This is a genomic window from Bacillus sp. XB1 (assembly GCF_053557995.1).
Genome location: NZ_JBNRIL010000007.1, coordinates 5,001 through 24,005 on the forward strand (window position 1 = coordinate 5,001; position 19,005 = coordinate 24,005).

Here is a 19,005-nt window from a genome sequence, read left to right on the forward strand (position 1 = left end):
CATCGAAATAATTATCTTCTTTTCAAAGACAAATGTTATTGTACCATAATGTCCAATAAAAAACAACTGCTATATAGCAGAAGTTAAAATGGCGGTCCCGACCGGGGTCGAACCGGCGATCTCCTGCGTGACAGGCAGGCATGTTAACCACTACACCACGGGACCATTTGGTTGCGGGGACAGGATTTGAACCTGCGACCTTCGGGTTATGAGCCCGACGAGCTACCGTGCTGCTCCACCCCGCGACAATACTATTCATATAAAATTATATGGTGGAGGATGACGGGATCGAACCGCCGACCCCCTGCTTGTAAGGCAGGTGCTCTCCCAGCTGAGCTAATCCTCCAAAAGTGGTGACCCGTACGGGATTCGAACCCGTGTTACCGCCGTGAAAGGGCGGTGTCTTAACCACTTGACCAACGGGCCAATATGTATGGCAGAGAAGAAGGGATTCGAACCCTCGCACCGCGTTAGCGATCTACTCCCTTAGCAGGGGAGCCCCTTGAGCCACTTGGGTACTTCTCTGTATGGCTCCGCAGGTAGGACTCGAACCTACGACCGATCGGTTAACAGCCGATAGCTCTACCACTGAGCTACTGCGGAATAATGAAGACAATTTGTATCTTATAAAAATTCTCTCTGTAAGTCAAGAAGTTTTTAACAACATCTTGTTCAAACGTGACATGTTTATAATATACTGGATTGCGTTTTTACTGTCAAGATGTTTTCGATATCGGTTTGAGTTTCCCTTTACACTTTCCACAGACATATCTTTTTGTATTTATTTGACGCCTTCTTACATATTGAAGTGAACACTCCATACATTCATACTTATAAATCTTTTTTTCCTTCTCTTCATTAATCATTTGTTTACAAAAACGTGGTGCATCAACTTTCTTTAACAACTCACGAAATTCCCTGTCCCTGTGCTTATACCCTCTTCCTGCAATATGTAAGTGATAATGACAAAGCTCATGTTTAATAATCCCGACTAACTCTTCTTCACCATACACTTCGTAATATCGATAATTCAGTTCGATATTATGACTCTTTAATAAATAACGCCCACCAGTTGTACGTAATCTATTATTAAACACTGCTTTATGTAAGAACGGTACCTCAAAGTATTGTAGTGACACTTCTTCCACTAGTCGCTGAATTTCTTGCTCATCCACTCTCATTCCTCCTAAACAAAAAAATATTTTTACACTTTTCTCCCTTCTTATACATATATTAAATAGTACATATACCCATCCTCATGTAAGAAACGTGGTTTCTAAAAACAAAACATGAATAGAAATCCACTCACCAACCTCTCATCAATAGCATTTTAGATTTTTGAGAGCAGGATTAAACAAGGAGGGATTCCTATGCCTACGTGGCTAAAAAAACAAATGCAACGTGCATATTTCGAAAAAAACCGGTATCAAATTAAATTATTAAATGAATGCTGGTTTTATTATAGCAAAATACATCAAAGCTCATAATCCATTACACTTTTTATTCCATAAAAAAAGAGCAGTTTCGTCTGCTCTCTTCTCTTACTATTCAATCGGCAACATAGATAGTGCAACGCGTCCTTTTTTTGTATCAATATCATCTACCCATACTTTTACAATTTGCCCTACTGACACAACATCTAACGGATGCTTTACAAACTGTTTGCTAAGTTTAGAAATATGTACTAAACCATCTTGCTTTACGCCAACATCAACAAAAGCACCAAAATCAACAACGTTACGAACTGTTCCTTCTAGTTCCATACCACGTTTTAAATCTTCTAATTTCAAAATCCCTTTTTTCAGAAGTGGTTTAGGCAACTCATCCCTCATATCTCTTTCTGGACTAATAAGCGCATCTATAATATCAACTAACGTCGGCTCCCCAACTCCTGTTTCTTGAGATAACTTAGAAATCTCTACTTCTTCCAATCTCTTTTGTAATTGCGGTTGTCCTACGTCATCTATCGATAACCCTAGACTCTTCAATAACAATTCAACATTTTTATATTGCTCCGGATGAATACCTGTTCGATCTAATGGATTCGCTCCTTCTAGTATACGTAAGAAACCTATACATTGTTCATACGTCTTTGCACCTAAACGCGGGATTTTCTTTAATTCCGTGCGCTTTGTGAATTTCCCATCTTCTTCTCTCTTTGCCACAATATTTTTCGCAACAGTTTTCGATAAACCTGAAACATATTGTAACAATGCAACCGAAGCCGTATTTACATTAACCCCAACTTGGTTAACAGCTGTTTCTACTACAAATGTTAATGACTCATTCAGTCTCTTTTGAGATACATCATGTTGGTATTGTCCAACCCCAACTGATTTAGGATCAATTTTCACAAGTTCAGCAAGTGGATCTTGCAGACGTCTTCCAATAGAAACGGCACTTCTCTCTTCAACTTGTAAATTTGGGAATTCCTCACGAGCTAAATCAGAAGCTGAATATACACTAGCACCCGCTTCATTTACAATAATATAAAAGACATCTCGGTTCACACTTTGTAATACATCTACTATAAACTCTTCTGTTTCTCTAGATGCTGTCCCGTTACCAATTGCAATCATTTCAACTTGATATTTATCTATAATAGAAAGAACTTTCGTTTTTGCATCATCATATTTACGAACAGGTGGATGCGGATAAATAACATCGATATGTAGTACTTTCCCCGTATCATCTACTACAGACAATTTACAACCAGTTCTATATGCCGGATCTACCGCTAGCACGACTTTCCCTTTCATCGGAGGTTGTAATAATAAGTTACGTAAGTTCTCAGAGAAAATATGTATCGCTTGTTCTTCAGCTGTTTCTGTTAATTCTTTACGAATTTCTCTTTCGATTGAAGATTGAATTAATCGTTTATAACCATCTTCAATCGCTAATTGTACATAATGTGCACTTTTCGAATCGTTATCACGAATTACTTTCTTATTTAAGAAAGTTACTATCTCATCTACTGGCGGAACAACAGCAACTCTCAATATATCTTCTTTCTCGCCACGATTCATTGCTAATACACGATGTGGTACTACTTTTTGCAATGGTTCTTCATAACTGTAATACATTTCATATATATTCTTTTCATCTTTTTCTTCATCTTTCACGGACGAAGACATAACACCTTTTCTAAAAGTAACATTTCGAATCCAACTACGATACGCAGCTTCATCTGAAACCATTTCTGCAATAATGTCTTGTGCACCTTGTAAAGCTTCTTCTGCAGATTGCACTTCTTTCTCTATATTAATAAATTCCACTGCCTTTTTAGCCGGATCTTCTTTCTTATATAACAATAACCATTCAGCTAATGGTTCTAATCCTCTTTCTTTAGCGATTGTCGCTTTCGTTCTTCTTTTCTCTTTATATGGACGATATAGATCTTCTACTTCTTGCAACTTTGTAGCTTTAACAATTTGCTGTCGTAGCTCTTCTGTCAGTTTCCCCTTCTCATCAATAAGACGAAGAACTTCTTCCTTCCTATCTTCAAGTTGCATCATATATTGCCATCTCTCTAAAATCGTACGAATTTGCACCTCATCTAAAGAGCCTGTCCATTCTTTTCGGTAACGAGCAATAAATGGAACTGTGTTACCTTCTTCTGTTAATTGAATAACATGACGAACTTGCTTTTCGGTAAAGCCTAATTCTTTCACTAACATTTTCATTAACGCTTGTCGATTATCTACCATTTCCATATACAACCGTAACCTCCTCTATAATAAAAAAAGTTGCCCTTCAAAGAGAGCAACTTAAACTGCCGATTTAAAAATCTATTAGTCCTAAACTAATTTGTAACGCTTCATCTACACGACTCATCATCACTTCATCCAAATGAGTGATTTTGTCCGTTAAGCGTTGCTTATCGATTGTTCGAATCTGCTCAAGTAAAATAACAGAATCTCTCTCAAAACCATACTTTTTCGCATCAATTTCCACATGAGTGGGTAATTTCGCTTTTTGAATCTGTGCAGTAATAGCCGCTACAATCACCGTTGGACTAAAACGATTTCCGATGTCATTTTGAATGACAAGAACCGGACGAACGCCTCCTTGCTCAGAACCAACAACTGGGGAAAGGTCTGCAAAATACACGTCGCCGCGTTTTACAATCAAAATATTACCCCCCGCTAACTAAGCGTTCTACTGTATGAGCTGCTTCATACTCTGCTAAGAAAGCTTCAGATGCAATACCAAGATTAATTTTTCCCATTTCAATGTACCCACGTCGCATTGATTCATGTTGGTAGCGTTTCTTCGTCTTATGTTGACGCAATAACAATTGTGTTGCCTGGCAAATTAGTTCATGGCGATTCTTATTCTCTTGTTTTCCAATTCCGTCCAATTCCGTTACCATTTGCTTTGGCAACCGAACCACGATTTCAGTAGTTACACTTGATTCGGACACAAAAATACACCTCCACCGTCAACTACACACCCAAATATATATATGACACCTATTGTAATAATACCATTGTATGGAGCCTGTTGCAAAGACTTCCTTATTCCTTGCTTATGTTTTCCAATTCACAAACAAAACATTCATCTTCTTAAATTTTTTATCTCATAACTAACTCAAAACAATAGAACCCCTCTTCAAAACTTACGTGCAACTTATATAAAAAATGATTATAAGTAAAAAGCTTCTCATCAAAAAGAGCTTATTATCCAGCAATGAACAGTCACTCCAATGACAAGAAGCAATCATACTACCTTCTATATATTGTTCAAGTAATTAATTATCTCTACAACCTTACCATTCCGTATAAATATTCTTGGCACACGGAAACTGATTGTTGCAATAATTTCATAATTAATAGTCCCTGAGTATTCCGCAACCTCTGTAGCGCTAATATACTCATCTCCTTGCCTTCCAATAAGCGTAACTTTCGTACCAAGTGGCACTTCACAAGGAAGATGAATCATGAACTGATCCATTGTTACTCGCCCTACAATCGGTACCCTTTTACCATTTATAAGCACTTCAAATCCTTGTAACCTTCTAAGCCACCCATCTGCATAGCCAATCGCTACAGTCGCAATCCATTCTTCAGTTTTCGTTCGATAGGTGACGTTATAACTAATTCCATCACCTTTAATTACCTGTTTAATATGAGCGACTTTCGTATGAAGTGATAGCGCCGGTTCTAATTCAAATGGTAAAAAAGGACGTATTTCTACAGAAGGAGATAATCCATACATTGCAATCCCAATTCGCACTGCATTAAATGTAATCCCTTGAAAACGTAACGTCGCAGCACTATTAGCTGTATGAACAAACTTAGGATCCACTCCGAATTCTTTCAACCAACTTAACTGCTCCAAGAACGTGTTATATTGCTTATCAAAATACGAAGTCTCAACCTCATCTGCCGTTGCAAAATGCGTGTATACTCCTTCTAACTCTAAAAACGGTGCACCCTCTAAACTCTTTAAAAATTCTTTTAGCTCTTTTCTTTCACGTATTCCAATTCTCCCCATACCACTATCAAAGTTAATATGGAATTTCATTACAGATGAACCATCCCAAAGTTTAATTGCTTCTTCCACCCATTCTTTTTGAAAAACAGTTAGCGCTACATCATTTTCAGCAGCTACATTTACATCACGCGGCGGCGAGGGACCTAACACTAAAATCGGTTCAGTAATACCAGCCCTCCGAAGCACTAAAGCTTCATCTAAAAAAGCAACAGCTAACCTTGTTGCACCTGCTTCTAATGCCGTTTTAGCCACCGGTACATAATCGTGCCCATATGCGTTTGCTTTAACTACAGCAAAAATCTCTACATTACTTGGGATGAACTCTTTAATATGTGTAACGTTGTTATAAATGGCATCTAAATCCACTTCCACCCAAGTGTCACGGTAAAATGGTGCTTCTTCCATAAATACACTTCCTTATACACGATATGCGAAGCTTATTCTTTTATATGCTTCTTTTATGAAATCCACCTTCAAACTAAGAAAAGACGTGGTGCACATATATCACCACGTCTAAGAAGTTTACTTCACCTGCTTCGCTGTAACTGAACGAGCAACCATTAACAGCTCCTTCGGCTCTAAACCTTTAGACACGAGCATATATTCTACTCCGTTATGCGACCACGTTACAGAGTCTTTCGTTAATGCACCAATCGTAAACCCAAGATCAACTGGTTCTCCACTTACACTTACCGCTGATGATGCCTCTGCAACTTTTGCCTTTTCTTGTATTAAAGTAAAGGATTTCTTATTTCCAGTGTATGTGAGTATCGCACGCTTGCCACTGTCTGTCTTCAACTCTTTTTCATCTTGCAGAGTCATACCTTGTGGTGTATCAAGTGGATACAAAATAGCAAACGGTTTGTCTTCTTTCGCTGTTGTTTGAACATCTACCTGTGCTCTAGACATATTTTGTTTCGTATCAAATGCACCTTTATCAAATTTCGCATCGAATTTCACTTTAGAGAAATCTACTTTCACAAGAACATTTTGATCATTATCCATTAACTTCACTGAAACTGGAGTCAAGTCGCTCTTATTCAATGTAATCTCTTGTCTCGGCAACATATTTTGATGTTGATAGTTTGTTTTTGTTTTAAAAATATAATACTTATCTGTTTTCTCAAAAGTAAGGTTTTTCTTGTCCTGCAAAATATCTCTTACAAGTGATTCATATAAATAAGCCTGGCTACTATTTTGCGGCCAATCACTTTGAAAACGGAAGCTCTTATTAAGTGCTGGCGTTAATACAAATACACCTTCTTCATTTCTCAAAATAATTTGGCTCTGATCTTTTTTTGCATTTTTTAAATTCACACGATAAAAAGACGGTTCCTTATGCCAAATCTCTACGTTATACTCTTGAGGCTCATTGCCTGTTTTAATAGATAATTTTGCCTCAGCTTGATAACTTTTCATCCCTTTTACTTTTGATTCTAAATCTCTCACGACATCATCTTGCTTCTTTTCCATACAACCCGCCAACACAAAAACGGTCAACAAACCGACAAGAACTAAAAACAGACGCCTTTTCATCAATTCAGCCCCTTTGCCCCTATAAATGAATGGAAGATGTACCTTCCTTATCGCTACCTCAAATATATGAGACAAAGATATAAAATATGCAGACTAGCGTGACGAGCTTTCTAAAACAACTTGAGCAACAGCAAATTCCTTACTATGACTAATTGATAAATGAACAATATACTCTGTACTTGTAATCAGAATTGGCTTACCTCTTTCATCATTTTTCACTTCAATATCTAAAAAACTCACTTCTTTTCCGATACCAGTACCTACAGCTTTTGAATACGCCTCTTTCGCTGCAAACCTTCCAGCTACAAACTCTGTAAGGCGACTTCCTTTCAGCTCCATAGCAACATTACGTTCATTTTCCGTTAAAATACGTTCCATAAATTTAAGCTTTCCATCTAGCATTTTTTCAATACGATTTAATTCAATAATATCGATACCAATCCCTATAATCATTTCGAAATCCCCTTCTTCTATTTAACTTTCTTCTTTCATATTGATAAGAATAACAGAGAATCTTTCTGATGCAAAAGGGGTGAAAGTAACCGTATGCTAATAAGATCCACTCATATTTCTTTACAACCGACTATTCTTACCTTACTTCTTATTCATTTAGTCATGATGATATTAGGCGACTTTTTTCTCTTGCCACTGGCAGCCTCTAATGAATATATCGCTAAAGGAGAATGGTGGCGTGTCATAACTTCTCTTCTCGTACACGTAGACTTACAACATTTTCTTTCTAATAGTATTTTTTTGTTTGCTCTTGGTTCTTCTATCGAAAAACAACTCGGACACTTTTCTTTTTTTATTCTATTTTTTCTCTCTGGAATTTCTGGAAATATTTCTTCTTATATTATTATGCCGCTTGAATATATTCACGCAGGTGCATCAGGTGGTATTTTCGGACTATTAGGTGCACAGTTATTTTTATTGTACAATCGATACCGCTCTTCAAAACCAAAAGAAATTGCCATTTTCTCAATTATGATTCTTCTATTACTGCTATTTACTTTCTTTAACCCTTCTGCCAATCCGATCAGTCATTTAACAGGTTTAATAACCGGTGGCATTTTAACCCCTTTTTTAACCAAAAAAAACGATGGTGCAAAGCTTATTTAATATAAAAGCTTGCACCATCGATAATTTCTACATCTACTTGTTCACTTAAATCTCTCATTAATTGAAATAAAGACTCATCCTTCATCTTCGCCTCAATCATACAATCAATTTGCGGAACACTTCCCTTTATCCTTCTTAAAAAAGATAAAAATGCCTCTACATTAATATAATCTGCATGAGCTCTTGGATCTTTTCCCTCTCTAGGGCTAGAGATATGCATTTTAACCGGCAACAAAGACGTTTCCCACGTATGAACGACACGTGCCCAGTCTTCATACCAATCTTCTTGCTCATTATTCATCATATGGTGATGCAAGTCAAATACGACGGGAATATCTAATTTTTCTCCTAAATATAATGTTTCCTCTAACGTAAAGGTTGTATCATCATTTTCTAATATAATCATTTCTTGAATACCCCTTGGGACATTCGACCAATTCTCTATAAAGCGCTCTAATGCAAGTTCTTTATCTTTATATCCTCCTCCAACATGCAGTACACATCGTTGCTTATGTTCAATCCCCATACCTTTTAATAATTTTTTGTGCATCTGCAATGTTTTTACAGATTGTTTAAAAACACTCTCCTCAGGTGAATTTAGTACAACAAAATGATCTGGATGGAAATCAATTCTCATATTCATATGAACTGCATATTCACCTAGTTTTTTTAAATTTTCTTTTAAAGGACGAATATAGTTCCACTCTAGCAATTCCTCATGATTCGCTAAAGGAATGAGCTTTGAACTGAGCCGAAAGAAAGATATGTCATGCCCTTTATTATGCTTTAATAAACGTAAACAATTTTCTAAATTGGAATTAGCAATTCTTTCAAGTTTACGAATTGCAGCAGCACGATCATCTAATTTCTGAAACTGTGCATACGTCATCGTTTGAGATGGAGATGCATTCTTCAAATGTACACTCATCGCAACGTAACCAAGCCTTACAAGCATATAACAGCCCCTTTTCTATCATAACTATTATGTAGTATGCACAATTATAGAAATAAAAAAAAGAGAATGCCCGCAAAGGGCATTCTCTTTTTTTTATTAAGCTTGTGGACGGCTATGATGTTTTCTTTCGCCGCGTCCATTTGAAGAACCAGGGCGCCCTTGGCCTTCACCTCTACGACCACGACTACCACCATCACGATTACGATCGCGGTTACCATCACGATTGCGATCACGGTTTCCGTCACGATTACGTCCATCACGGTTACGGTCACGATTACGTCCATCGCCACCGCCGCGTGCATCACGACTACGATTACGGTTACCATCACGGTATCCGCCTCCGTTACCGCCGCGTTTTTTAGAACCGCCGCCTCTTGAAACAACAGGTGGTTCTGATGTTAAAGCGATCGGAGTTGTATCCGGCTCTTTAGTCATCATTTTTAAAGCAGCAGCTACTACTGTTACAGAGTCATTTTCTTCTAACATTTCTTCTGCAATACGCTTGTAGTATGCTAAGTTTTCATTTTCAATTGTGCTTTGAAGCTTTTCAGCGATTAAACGTTGTTGACCTTCTAATGCCTCGTCAAGTGTCGGTGCATCCATGCGGTCCATTTTACGTTTTGTTGTACGCTCGATATTTTTTAATTGTCCTGATTCACGTGGTGTTACAAATAGCATTGCAATACCTTTTTTACCTGCACGACCAGTACGACCGATACGGTGAACGTATGATTCTGGATCTTGTGGAATATCGAAGTTATATACGTGCGTTACGCCTGAAATATCAAGACCACGTGCAGCAACGTCTGTTGCAACAAGAACTTCAATAGAACCTTCTTTAAATTTACGTAATACAGACATACGTTTCGCCTGAGTTAAATCACCGTGAATACCTTCTGCAGCATAACCACGTAAGTTTAATGCTTCTGATAATTCATCAACACGACGCTTTGTACGACCGAATACGATTGCAAGCTCTGGAGATTGAATATCTAATAAGCGTGTTAACACGTCAAACTTTTTCTTTTCTTGCACTTCTAAATAGAACTGCTGAATGTTTGGCATTGTTACTTCTTTTGCTTTTACTTTAATGTGTTGAGGCTCAGTCATGAAACGCTCAGCAATACGGCGGATTGGATCCGGCATTGTCGCTGAGAATAGTAATGTTTGATGTGTTTCTGGCACATCTGTTAAAATTGCTTCAATGTCTTCAATGAAGCCCATGTTTAACATTTCATCCGCTTCGTCAAGAACAACTGTCTCTACGTTTTGCAGACGAAGTGTTTTACGGTTAATATGATCTAAAATACGACCCGGCGTACCAACAATAATGTGTGGGTGTTTTTTTAGAGCACGAATTTGGCGGTTAATATCTTGACCACCATAAATTGGTAAAATACGAACACGTTTATGCTTACCAATTTTGTATAATTCTTCTCCAACTTGAATTGCTAATTCACGCGTTGGCGCGATAACAATACCTTGAACCGATTCTTTATGTGTATCCACTTTATCTAGTAGTGGTAATCCGAATGCTGCTGTTTTCCCTGTACCTGTTTGCGCTTGCCCAATAATATCTTTACCTTGCAATGCATGTGGAATTGTTTCAGCTTGAATTGGTGTAGCCTCTTCAAAGCCCATACTTTCAACAGATTGCAGTAAAGAATCACTTAATCCTAATTCTCGAAATGTTGTCAATGTTACTTCTCCTTTTCTATCCTATACTTATCATTTAAAAAAAGGCGTTTTCCGAATTTGCGGAAAAGCCCTTTTCCTGAATGCTCACGTATATAAACGGGCGTATATTCTTCACGAAAATACTTCTAAACGTTATTACACTTTATCAATTATAAGTTTTGTATGTGTAAAAAGCAAACCCAACTGTTACCTTATTTTCATATTCAGAGTTTTTTTCTTCACTTTTATTTTTTTATATTTACTGTAAGCGCTTATTATAAGTTTCTTCTATTTTCGTAACTATCATCCCTATTTATATACACCAATTATTTCAACATCGTAATTACTTCTTCTAATTTCATACCGCGAGATGCTTTTATTAATACAACATCTTTCACATCGACTACTGCTTGTAAATCTTTTACTAACTCTTCTTTATTATCATACGCCTTTACACGTTCATTAGGGAAATTAATTTTCGCTCCTTCAGCAATTTGAGCCCCTAATCTACCGTATGTGAATACATACGAGATTTTTGCTGGATCGATTAATTTTCCTACCTCATAATGGAACTGTACTTCTTGATCTCCAAGTTCTAACATATCACCGAGCACAACGATTTTTTTAGCAAAACCATCTAAACCATTCATTAAATGGAATGCTGCTTCCATAGCCGTCGGACTTGCATTATAAGCATCGTTGATAATTGTTAAACCACTATTTGTTTTCACAATTTCCATACGCATGCCCGTCATTTGAAGTGTTACTAAACCTTCTTTCATCTCTTCCCACGTTACACCAAAATGTTTCGCAATTGCCATTGAAGCAAGTGTATTATACACATTATGTTTTCCTAACACAGGTAAGTAGAATGAAATATTTTCATCTCTATTCATTTTGAAATGTGTCCCAGTTGCTTGTAATGTTACAGTCGTTGGATAATAATCGTTTGCTCTTGCATCACCAAACGTAACCGTTTCTGCTGCTAAATTCATTTCAGGAACACGATTCGTTAATAAAGGCTCATCTCCGTTATATACGAACACGCCACCTTCTTGTAACCCTGTAACAATTTCTAATTTCGCTTCAGCAATTGCCTCACGAGACCCTAAATCCATTAAATGTGCCTCACCAATATTCGTAATGATAGCTGCATTAGGACGAGCTAACTTAGATAAGAATTCAATTTCGCCTCGGCTTGACATACCCATCTCTAATACTGCTACTTCTGTATTTTCTTCTAAGTTTAAAATGGTAAGAGGTAATCCGATATGGTTATTGAAGTTCCCTTCTGTTTTTTGCACTTTGAATTTAGTCGCAAGAAGACTTGTTACAATATCTTTCGTAGATGTCTTACCGTTACTACCCGTTACACCTACAACTTTAACATCCAATTGATCGCGATAGTTTTTCGCTAACATTTGCAATGCCGATAGCGTGTCTTCCACAAAAATAACCGGAAGATTCTCAGGTGGATTCGCTACATCTTTCATCCATAATGTAGCCACAGCTCCATTTTCAACAGCTTTATCTACAAAAGCATGTCCATCAAAGCGCTCCCCTTGAATCGGAACATATAAGTTTCCTTTTTCAATTTTTCTTGTATCAATAGACACGCCTTGAATAGTAATTCCCTCATATTGCTCTGCTAATCCAGTACCATTTACCATCTGTTCCACTTGCTTTAACATTCGCTTTATCATATAGAAACGCTCCTTACATAGAGGAAGCACTATTCCTACGAATAGTGCTTCCTCCTTTTTTGTTAGATTGTATATTTAATTTTTTGTTTTTCTTCGTGACGTTCAATCGCTAAACGAATTAGCTCTTCGATTAATTCTGGATACGGTAACCCAGTATGTTGCCATAATAGAGGGAACATACTGAACGGTGTAAATCCTGGCATTGTGTTTACTTCGTTAATATACACTTCTCCATCTTTCGTTAAGAAGAAATCAGCTCGCGTTAAACCTGCACCGTCTAATGATTGGAATGCAATAATTGCATCACGCTTAATTACATTAGATTCTTCTTCTGTCATTTCAGCTGGAATAATTAGCGCCGTATCACCATCGATATATTTCGACTTATAATCATAGAAGTCCTTTTTCGGAACGATTTCACCTACAACTGAACATTTCGGCTCATCATTACCTAGTACCCCAACTTCTACTTCACGACCTACAATATTTTCTTCTACAATAATTTTGCGATCAAATTGGAATGCCTCTACAAATGCATCCTCAAGTTCTTCACGATTTTTACACTTATTAATACCAACACTTGAACCAAGGTTCGCTGGTTTTACGAAGCAAGGATATCCTAACTTATCTTCTACTTTAGAATAAGCTTCCTCACGATTTTTTTCCCATGCACTACGAATGAAGGATGCATATTTTGCTTGTTTTAAACCAGCCTCTGCAAAGATGTTTTTCATAACAACTTTATCCATACCAGCAGATGATGCTAGAACACCATTTCCTACATAAGGGATATTCATTAATTCTAATAGTCCTTGAACCGTTCCATCTTCACCGTTTGGTCCATGTAGTAATGGGAAAATAACGTCAATAGCATTCTCCTCAGAAGCTGCAGATGGGATAATTTCTGTACTTAATGATAACGGAGAAATCGCATTTTCTGCACCGCTCATTTTTAAAGCTTCAACATCTGTTACTTCGCCTTCAATACGCTCACCGCGTACCCATTGACCTTGTTCTGTAATATAAATTGGATGAATCTCGAATTTATCTTGATTTAACGCTTTAATAGCAGCAAGAGCCGTCTGTAGCGAAACTTGATGCTCAGCTGATTTTCCACCATATAATAAACCTAATTTAATTTTCGTCAATGAAATCACCCTAACCAATTGTTTTCATTTTTCTATTTTAGCACTTTTTATAAAAATAGGTAGTTCCTATTTGAAATAAAATGTAACTTCCATAAATAATTAAATAACATCACTTATTGGTTTTTCATTTCATTTTCTATATAGCTACACAAAATAAAATGGCAATCTAATCTAGTTATGTACCTAAAATATGTAGAAATCCCCTTTTTTGTGTATGTCACCTATTCACTAAGAAGATTGTTTGGTTAGTGTTTCTTTTTGCCTTTGCTCCACAAGGCGATCTAAAGAAACATATACAATACCTGCAACTACACATCCTACAGCTAAAATTGTAAATAGAAAGTGACCAAGTAATCGATCTAATAAAAAACCTCCCAAAAGTGGACCAAATGCGCTTCCTGTAATCCACTGCAAACTTGCAGCTCCCATATAAGTCCCTCTCAAATGCTCAGGGGCCAAATTTGCTACAAATGTCATCTGTACAGGCGACATAATCATTTCACCTAACGTATATATAGCATAAACGAACAGTAGTGTTATTAAAATAATTGTAGCATTTGTATTAAATTCTCCAAACCACTTCGGTAACCACCCTATAAAAAATAATCCAATCCCGAATAAACATGCACCATATAACATCGTCTTCCCGACTGGTTTATCCGTAGCCCATTTTGAAATTTGAAACTGGAATAAAACAACTAATAATCCGTTTAACGCCATTAAATATGGATATGGATTATTCGTTCCAAAAATACGCTTCATTTCATTATCAAAATGTAGTGGCAACATGCCTTCCGTTTGAGAAAACCCCATCGAAATAATAATACCTGCTAATAAGTAAATCATTAATGCCTTATCTCGCATTACAATTTTCCAAACTGCCCCAGATTCCTTTTCTTTATGTTCTTCCCTATCTGTCCTTTTTGGCATCGTCTCTTGAATAAGAAGTAATACAAGTAACGCATAAAATAGCATTGTAGAAGAGGCAATAATAAACACAAGGTTCTTTGACAACACAACTACTGATGCTCCCATTATCGGACCAATCGCAGCACCTATATTGTGTCCCATTCGTAATAAACCATATGCCTCTGTTCTTTTTTCTGGTGCCGTTACATCTGCGACCATAGCTGATGCAGCTGGATGAAATAAAGAATTACTCAACCCTAAAAAAATAGATAAAATTGCATATGGAATAAATCCTTCTATAAATAGAAAACCGAGCATTAATAATGCATTACTTGCCATAGAAAATATCATAATAGGCTTTCTTCCATATATGTCAGCAATTCTCCCTCCTATAAGTGATCCAAAGCTTGCAGCAATTGGAGAAAGCGCCATAATAACCCCAACTTCCAACAACGAATCTACCTTATCTTTTAAATATAATGCAAAAAAAGGCATTAACATCATCATTGCAATTCCATTTAACGTCTCTCCAATAAATCGAATCCATACGTTACGGTCCATCTCCCTTAACTCACGCCACGTATTTTTCATCATTCCACCCCTTTAGTTAGCCAACAATTATCTTATAACAAGTTCAGAAAAATGTAAATTTTCAAATAAAAAAATCCATTCTAACAGAATTAGAATGGATTTTTTCGCTTATAAATTTGCAACATCTTCATCTTTTTTACTATTATTTAAAGCACTATGTTTTCGGCTATATAAGAAGTAAACCGCTATACCAATAACCATCCATATCCCAAAACTAATCCACGCTGTCCCCGATAATTGAAGCATTAAGTATAAACAGAAAATCACTGTTAATGCTGGTAAAAATGGTACAAGCGGAGCCTTAAATGCCCTTGGTAAGTCTGGATGAGTTCTTCTCATTACGATTACCGCAACAGCTACGAGTGCAAATGCTGACAATGTCCCCATATTTACAAGATGTGCTAAAACATTTAAATCTATTAATCCTGAAATCAGTGCCGCAATAATCCCCGTTGTCCATGTATTTAAAAATGGCGTTTTAAATTTCGGATGAACTTTAGCAAGACGCTTCGGCAGTAAACCATCTCGGCTCATCGCATAAGAAACACGAACTTGCCCATACATCATAACTAGCATTACTGTTGTAATTCCTGTAATTGCTCCTACTGAAATTACCCCCGCTAAACCATCTTGTCCAATAAATTGAAGTGCAAAAGCAACTGGATCTGATATATTTAGCTGGCCGTATGGAACAATCCCTGTCAAAATAAGCGAAACAACGATATAAAGAACTGTACAAATTAATAACGATGCAATAATACCAATTGGTAAATCACGTTGCGGACGTTTCACTTCTTCTGCCGCTGTTGAAACTGCATCAAATCCTATAAATGCGAAGAATACTGTAGCCGCTCCAGCCATTACACCATCTAAACCAAATGGCATAAAGGGCGTCCAGTTTTCAGGTTTCACATAATTAAAACCAGCAAAGATAAAAATAAGAACAACTGCTATTTTAATAAATACCATAATGTTATTTACTCGTGCACTTTCACGAACACCCCTAGATAAAAGAACTGTCATCACTAAAATAATTAGAACTGCAGGTAAATCAATTATTCCACCCTTTCCTGTACCAGGAGCCGAGGAGAGAATAGTCGGAATGTGAATTCCAAACCCCTTTAATAAAGATTGAAAATATGCAGACCAACCGTTTGCTACAGCAGATGTAGCAAGTAAATATTCAAGCATTAAGTCCCAGCCAATTAAAAATGCGAACACTTCCCCCATCGTCGCGTATGTATACGTATACACACTGCCCGAGACAGGAACTGAAGAAGCAAATTCAGCATAACAAAATGCAGCAAAGGCACAAGCTAACGCGGCAATCGCAAATGATAATATAATAGCTGGCCCAGAATGTTTCGCTGCCACAACACCCGTTAGAACAAAAATACCAGTTCCAACAATTGCTCCGATTCCAAGCATAGTTAAATCTAGCGCACCCAATGTTCTTGCTAACGTTTTTTGCTTACTTTCATGCATTAACTTTGCAATTGGCTTCTTTTGAAAAATTTGCTTCATCTTTCACTCCTCCAAGTTTTAAATTTTCTGAAAATTTTTAATTCGCTTTTTTATTTTACTCATTACGCTTTTCCTAGTCAATACTTTTGTCGAAACAAGTAGAAATTCTTCTGAATATGCACGATCCTTATTATTCTTTCTATATATCTTTCCATTATTTTTTTGATATTATTATACATGTCGATTCCGTAAAAAAGGCATGTCCCCTTATTGAGAGCATGCCTTTTTTACTTATTTCACAGTATATGAACCTTGTTCAATCCAGCTATACATATACTTTTCATCTTCTGTTTCATGTGCTTGTTTTACAATACGAAGCGGACGGAATGTGTCTATCATAACAGCTAATTCAAGCGTCTCTTTCTTCCCTATACTTGCCTCTGTTTTCCCCGGATGCGGTCCATGGGGAATCCCGCTCGGATGAAGTGTAATAGAACCTTCTTCCACACCTTTGCGACTCATAAAGTTTCCTTCTACATAGTAAAGAACTTCATCACTATTAACATTACTATGATAATATGGTGCTGGAATTGACTCTGGATGATAATCGTATAAACGTGGTACGAAAGAGCAAATAACAAAATTATGTCCTTCAAATGTTTGATGTACTGGCGGTGGCTGATGAATGCGCCCTGTAATTGGTTCAAAATCCTCTACATTAAATACCCACGGATATAAATAGCCATCCCATCCAACAACATCTAACGGGTGGTGTCCTAAAACATGTTTATGCATATAGCCTCTTGATTTTGTCATTACGACAAACTCGCCTTTTTCATCATATGTCTCTAATTTTTCTGGACCACGAAGATCTCTTTCACAAAACGGACTATGCTCTAACAATTGTCCGTATTCATTTCGATAACGACGCGGCGTTGTAATTTGGCTATTTGCCTCTACAACAAGAAACTTAGTCTCTCCTTCATCTGGAATAACACGATAAATCGTTCCAATTGGAATCGTTACATAGTCGCCTTTTCTATAGTGAATCGTTCCAAACATCGTTTCAATTTTCCCTGTTCCATAATGAACAAATAACATTTCATCGCCATCACCATTACGATAGAAATAATCCATTTTTTCTGTTGGACTCACTACTCCAATTAATAAATCTTCATTTCCAAGTATGAAATTCCGTCCACTTATTGCATCACCACTTTTTTTACTTTCTTTCGTTCGAAAGTGGCGATGAGAAAGAGCAACATCCTCTTCATACTGCAACTGACAAGAATGCGATAATGCAGAATGACCTACTTCTGTTGGCATATAATGATGATACAAAATAGACTGCGTACCAGAAAAACCTTTTGTTCCCATTACCTGTTCACGATAAAGCGACCCATCTTTTTTACGAAATTGTACATGTCGTTTATGAGGTAGTTCTCCCATGTGACGATAAAACATGCCCATCACCCGCTTCCTTTTCTTTTTTGATCGTATTACGTAGTGTACCTAAACCAGTAATCGACAGTTCTACAACATCTCCATCTTGTAGCCACTCTTCTGTACCCAGTTCTAAAATACATCCTGTTCCTACTGTCCCAGAACCAATCACATCTCCTGGATATAACGTAACGTCCTCTGAAGCACGTTCAATCATTTCAGCAAATGTATAGTAAATATCTTGGAAGTTTCCTTTTGATAATAGTTTTCCATTTACATGAGCAGTCATTTCTAAATTATATCGATCACCATTACGATAAACGTCTAATTCCTCTTTCGTAACGAGATGTGCTCCTAATGAAGTTGCAAAGTCTTTTCCTTTCGCTGGACCGAGACCTACTTTCATTTCTGTTGCTTGTAAGTCTCTCGCACTCCAGTCGTTCATAATACAATAACCAAAAATATATTCCTCTGCTTGCTCTCGAGAAATATTTCGCCCTTCTCTTCCTATTACGCAAGCAATCTCCAACTCATAATCAAGCTTTTTAGACTTTTTCGGACCAATTACAAAATCACCGGAACCAATTACAGCACGATGATTAGTAAAATAAAAAACCGGAATATCATACCATTCAGGCACAACATCTAATCCTCTTCGTCCACGAGCTGTTTTTACATGTTGTTCAAATGCGTAAAAATCTCGAATACTACTCGGATTAGGAAGAGCAGCTGTCAATTGTACTTCTTCTAAAGCATATATACCCTTATTTGGATTCTTAATATTCCGCACTACTTCTACATACTCATCCGCTTTCTCTAAAAAATCCATCATAGAAGAAGGGATTTTCCCTTCACTAGCAAGATTCATATCTATTACTTTGTCACCTTCAAGCCATCCAGCCCGTAGTTCTTTTGAAGGAAGACAAAATGTAACAAATTTCATCCTGATTCCTCCTTATAAAAA

At 37.0% G+C, this 19,005-nt stretch carries 17 protein-coding genes and 7 tRNA genes (1 of these 24 cut by a window edge); 2 read left to right on the top strand and 22 right to left on the bottom strand.

Going from position 1 to position 19,005, the window contains the following annotated elements; genetic code table 11:
- The 8 genes from ACK1U5_RS26155 to ACK1U5_RS26190 form a co-directional block, all read right to left on the bottom strand.
- Nucleotides 1-2, bottom strand: a tRNA-Gln gene (locus tag ACK1U5_RS26155) (it extends 73 nt beyond the left edge of the window).
- An 87-nt stretch (nucleotides 3-89) separates the two neighbouring features.
- Nucleotides 90-165 (bottom strand) — tRNA-Asp (locus ACK1U5_RS26160).
- Nucleotides 166-168: 3 nt separating this feature from the next.
- Nucleotides 169-245 (bottom strand) — tRNA-Met (locus ACK1U5_RS26165).
- A gap of 25 nt (nucleotides 246-270) precedes the next feature.
- Nucleotides 271-346: transfer RNA gene (locus tag ACK1U5_RS26170), tRNA-Val, on the bottom strand.
- A gap of 5 nt (nucleotides 347-351) precedes the next feature.
- Nucleotides 352-426: transfer RNA gene (locus ACK1U5_RS26175), tRNA-Glu, on the bottom strand.
- Nucleotides 427-434: 8 nt separating this feature from the next.
- Nucleotides 435-525: transfer RNA gene (locus tag ACK1U5_RS26180), tRNA-Ser, on the bottom strand.
- A gap of 3 nt (nucleotides 526-528) precedes the next feature.
- Nucleotides 529-603 (bottom strand) — tRNA-Asn (locus ACK1U5_RS26185).
- 113 nt (nucleotides 604-716) lie between these two features.
- The gene (locus ACK1U5_RS26190) at nucleotides 717-1,175 is read right to left on the bottom strand and encodes a SprT family protein (RefSeq protein ID WP_000344242.1); all 459 of its coding nucleotides are present in this window, start codon (nucleotides 1,173-1,175) and stop codon (nucleotides 717-719) included.
- A 195-nt stretch (nucleotides 1,176-1,370) separates the two neighbouring features.
- Between ACK1U5_RS26190 and cmpA the strand changes: the two genes are divergently transcribed.
- Nucleotides 1,371-1,487, top strand: a complete 117-nt coding sequence (cmpA, locus tag ACK1U5_RS26195) for a cortex morphogenetic protein CmpA (RefSeq protein WP_001143642.1) — start codon at nucleotides 1,371-1,373, stop codon at nucleotides 1,485-1,487.
- A 57-nt stretch (nucleotides 1,488-1,544) separates the two neighbouring features.
- Here the strand turns inward: cmpA and ACK1U5_RS26200 are convergent, their stop codons facing one another.
- From ACK1U5_RS26200 to acpS, 6 genes are all read right to left on the bottom strand, one after another.
- The gene (locus ACK1U5_RS26200) at nucleotides 1,545-3,713 is read right to left on the bottom strand and encodes a Tex family protein (protein WP_061140076.1); all 2,169 of its coding nucleotides are present in this window, start codon (nucleotides 3,711-3,713) and stop codon (nucleotides 1,545-1,547) included.
- A 67-nt stretch (nucleotides 3,714-3,780) separates the two neighbouring features.
- Entirely contained in the window at nucleotides 3,781-4,131 is a 351-nt protein-coding gene (ndoA, locus tag ACK1U5_RS26205; RefSeq protein WP_000635965.1) for a type II toxin-antitoxin system endoribonuclease NdoA, read from the bottom strand.
- Between the two features lie 4 nt (nucleotides 4,132-4,135).
- Nucleotides 4,136-4,423 carry an antitoxin EndoAI gene (locus tag ACK1U5_RS26210; protein ID WP_000004570.1) on the bottom strand — a complete coding sequence of 96 codons (288 nt, stop codon included), beginning with the start codon at nucleotides 4,421-4,423 and terminating at the stop codon, nucleotides 4,136-4,138.
- A gap of 308 nt (nucleotides 4,424-4,731) precedes the next feature.
- Nucleotides 4,732-5,901 carry an alanine racemase gene (gene alr / locus ACK1U5_RS26215; protein WP_000390617.1) on the bottom strand — a complete coding sequence of 390 codons (1,170 nt, stop codon included), beginning with the start codon at nucleotides 5,899-5,901 and terminating at the stop codon, nucleotides 4,732-4,734.
- A gap of 117 nt (nucleotides 5,902-6,018) precedes the next feature.
- On the bottom strand, nucleotides 6,019-6,969 hold the full coding sequence (locus tag ACK1U5_RS26220) for a LolA family protein (protein WP_002004297.1): 951 nt from the start codon (nucleotides 6,967-6,969) through the stop codon (nucleotides 6,019-6,021).
- Between the two features lie 156 nt (nucleotides 6,970-7,125).
- On the bottom strand, nucleotides 7,126-7,485 hold the full coding sequence (gene acpS, locus ACK1U5_RS26225) for a holo-ACP synthase (RefSeq protein WP_000583417.1): 360 nt from the start codon (nucleotides 7,483-7,485) through the stop codon (nucleotides 7,126-7,128).
- Between the two features lie 93 nt (nucleotides 7,486-7,578).
- Here acpS and ACK1U5_RS26230 point away from each other — a divergent pair, with 93 nt between their 5' ends.
- Nucleotides 7,579-8,151 carry a rhomboid family intramembrane serine protease gene (locus ACK1U5_RS26230; RefSeq protein WP_000908523.1) on the top strand — a complete coding sequence of 191 codons (573 nt, stop codon included), beginning with the start codon at nucleotides 7,579-7,581 and terminating at the stop codon, nucleotides 8,149-8,151.
- Here the strand turns inward: ACK1U5_RS26230 and uvsE are convergent.
- The 8 genes from uvsE to ACK1U5_RS26270 form a co-directional block, all read right to left on the bottom strand.
- Nucleotides 8,144-9,106, bottom strand: coding sequence for a UV DNA damage repair endonuclease UvsE (uvsE, locus tag ACK1U5_RS26235; RefSeq protein ID WP_000961161.1), 963 nt, complete (start codon nucleotides 9,104-9,106; stop codon nucleotides 8,144-8,146). The genes ACK1U5_RS26230 and uvsE overlap by 8 nt on opposite strands.
- A gap of 96 nt (nucleotides 9,107-9,202) precedes the next feature.
- Complete coding sequence (locus tag ACK1U5_RS26240) at nucleotides 9,203-10,804, bottom strand: DEAD/DEAH box helicase (RefSeq protein WP_000206585.1); 1,602 nt, start codon at nucleotides 10,802-10,804, stop codon at nucleotides 9,203-9,205.
- A gap of 305 nt (nucleotides 10,805-11,109) precedes the next feature.
- Nucleotides 11,110-12,486, bottom strand: a complete 1,377-nt coding sequence (gene murF, locus ACK1U5_RS26245; protein WP_000595962.1) for a UDP-N-acetylmuramoyl-tripeptide--D-alanyl-D-alanine ligase — start codon at nucleotides 12,484-12,486, stop codon at nucleotides 11,110-11,112.
- A gap of 62 nt (nucleotides 12,487-12,548) precedes the next feature.
- Nucleotides 12,549-13,634, bottom strand: coding sequence for a D-alanine--D-alanine ligase (locus tag ACK1U5_RS26250; RefSeq protein ID WP_000161427.1), 1,086 nt, complete (start codon nucleotides 13,632-13,634; stop codon nucleotides 12,549-12,551).
- A 228-nt stretch (nucleotides 13,635-13,862) separates the two neighbouring features.
- Nucleotides 13,863-15,134, bottom strand: coding sequence for an MDR family MFS transporter (locus ACK1U5_RS26255; RefSeq protein ID WP_000799725.1), 1,272 nt, complete (start codon nucleotides 15,132-15,134; stop codon nucleotides 13,863-13,865).
- A gap of 108 nt (nucleotides 15,135-15,242) precedes the next feature.
- Nucleotides 15,243-16,658, bottom strand: a complete 1,416-nt coding sequence (locus ACK1U5_RS26260) for an amino acid permease (protein WP_030029850.1) — start codon at nucleotides 16,656-16,658, stop codon at nucleotides 15,243-15,245.
- A 231-nt stretch (nucleotides 16,659-16,889) separates the two neighbouring features.
- Nucleotides 16,890-18,062 (bottom strand): homogentisate 1,2-dioxygenase, encoded by a 1,173-nt coding sequence (locus ACK1U5_RS26265; protein ID WP_013141710.1) that lies wholly within the window; start codon nucleotides 18,060-18,062, stop codon nucleotides 16,890-16,892.
- Nucleotides 18,028-18,984 (bottom strand): fumarylacetoacetate hydrolase family protein, encoded by a 957-nt coding sequence (locus tag ACK1U5_RS26270; protein ID WP_000673989.1) that lies wholly within the window; start codon nucleotides 18,982-18,984, stop codon nucleotides 18,028-18,030. The genes ACK1U5_RS26265 and ACK1U5_RS26270 overlap by 35 nt, the downstream gene beginning before the upstream one ends.
- Nucleotides 18,985-19,005 lie beyond the last annotated feature (21 nt).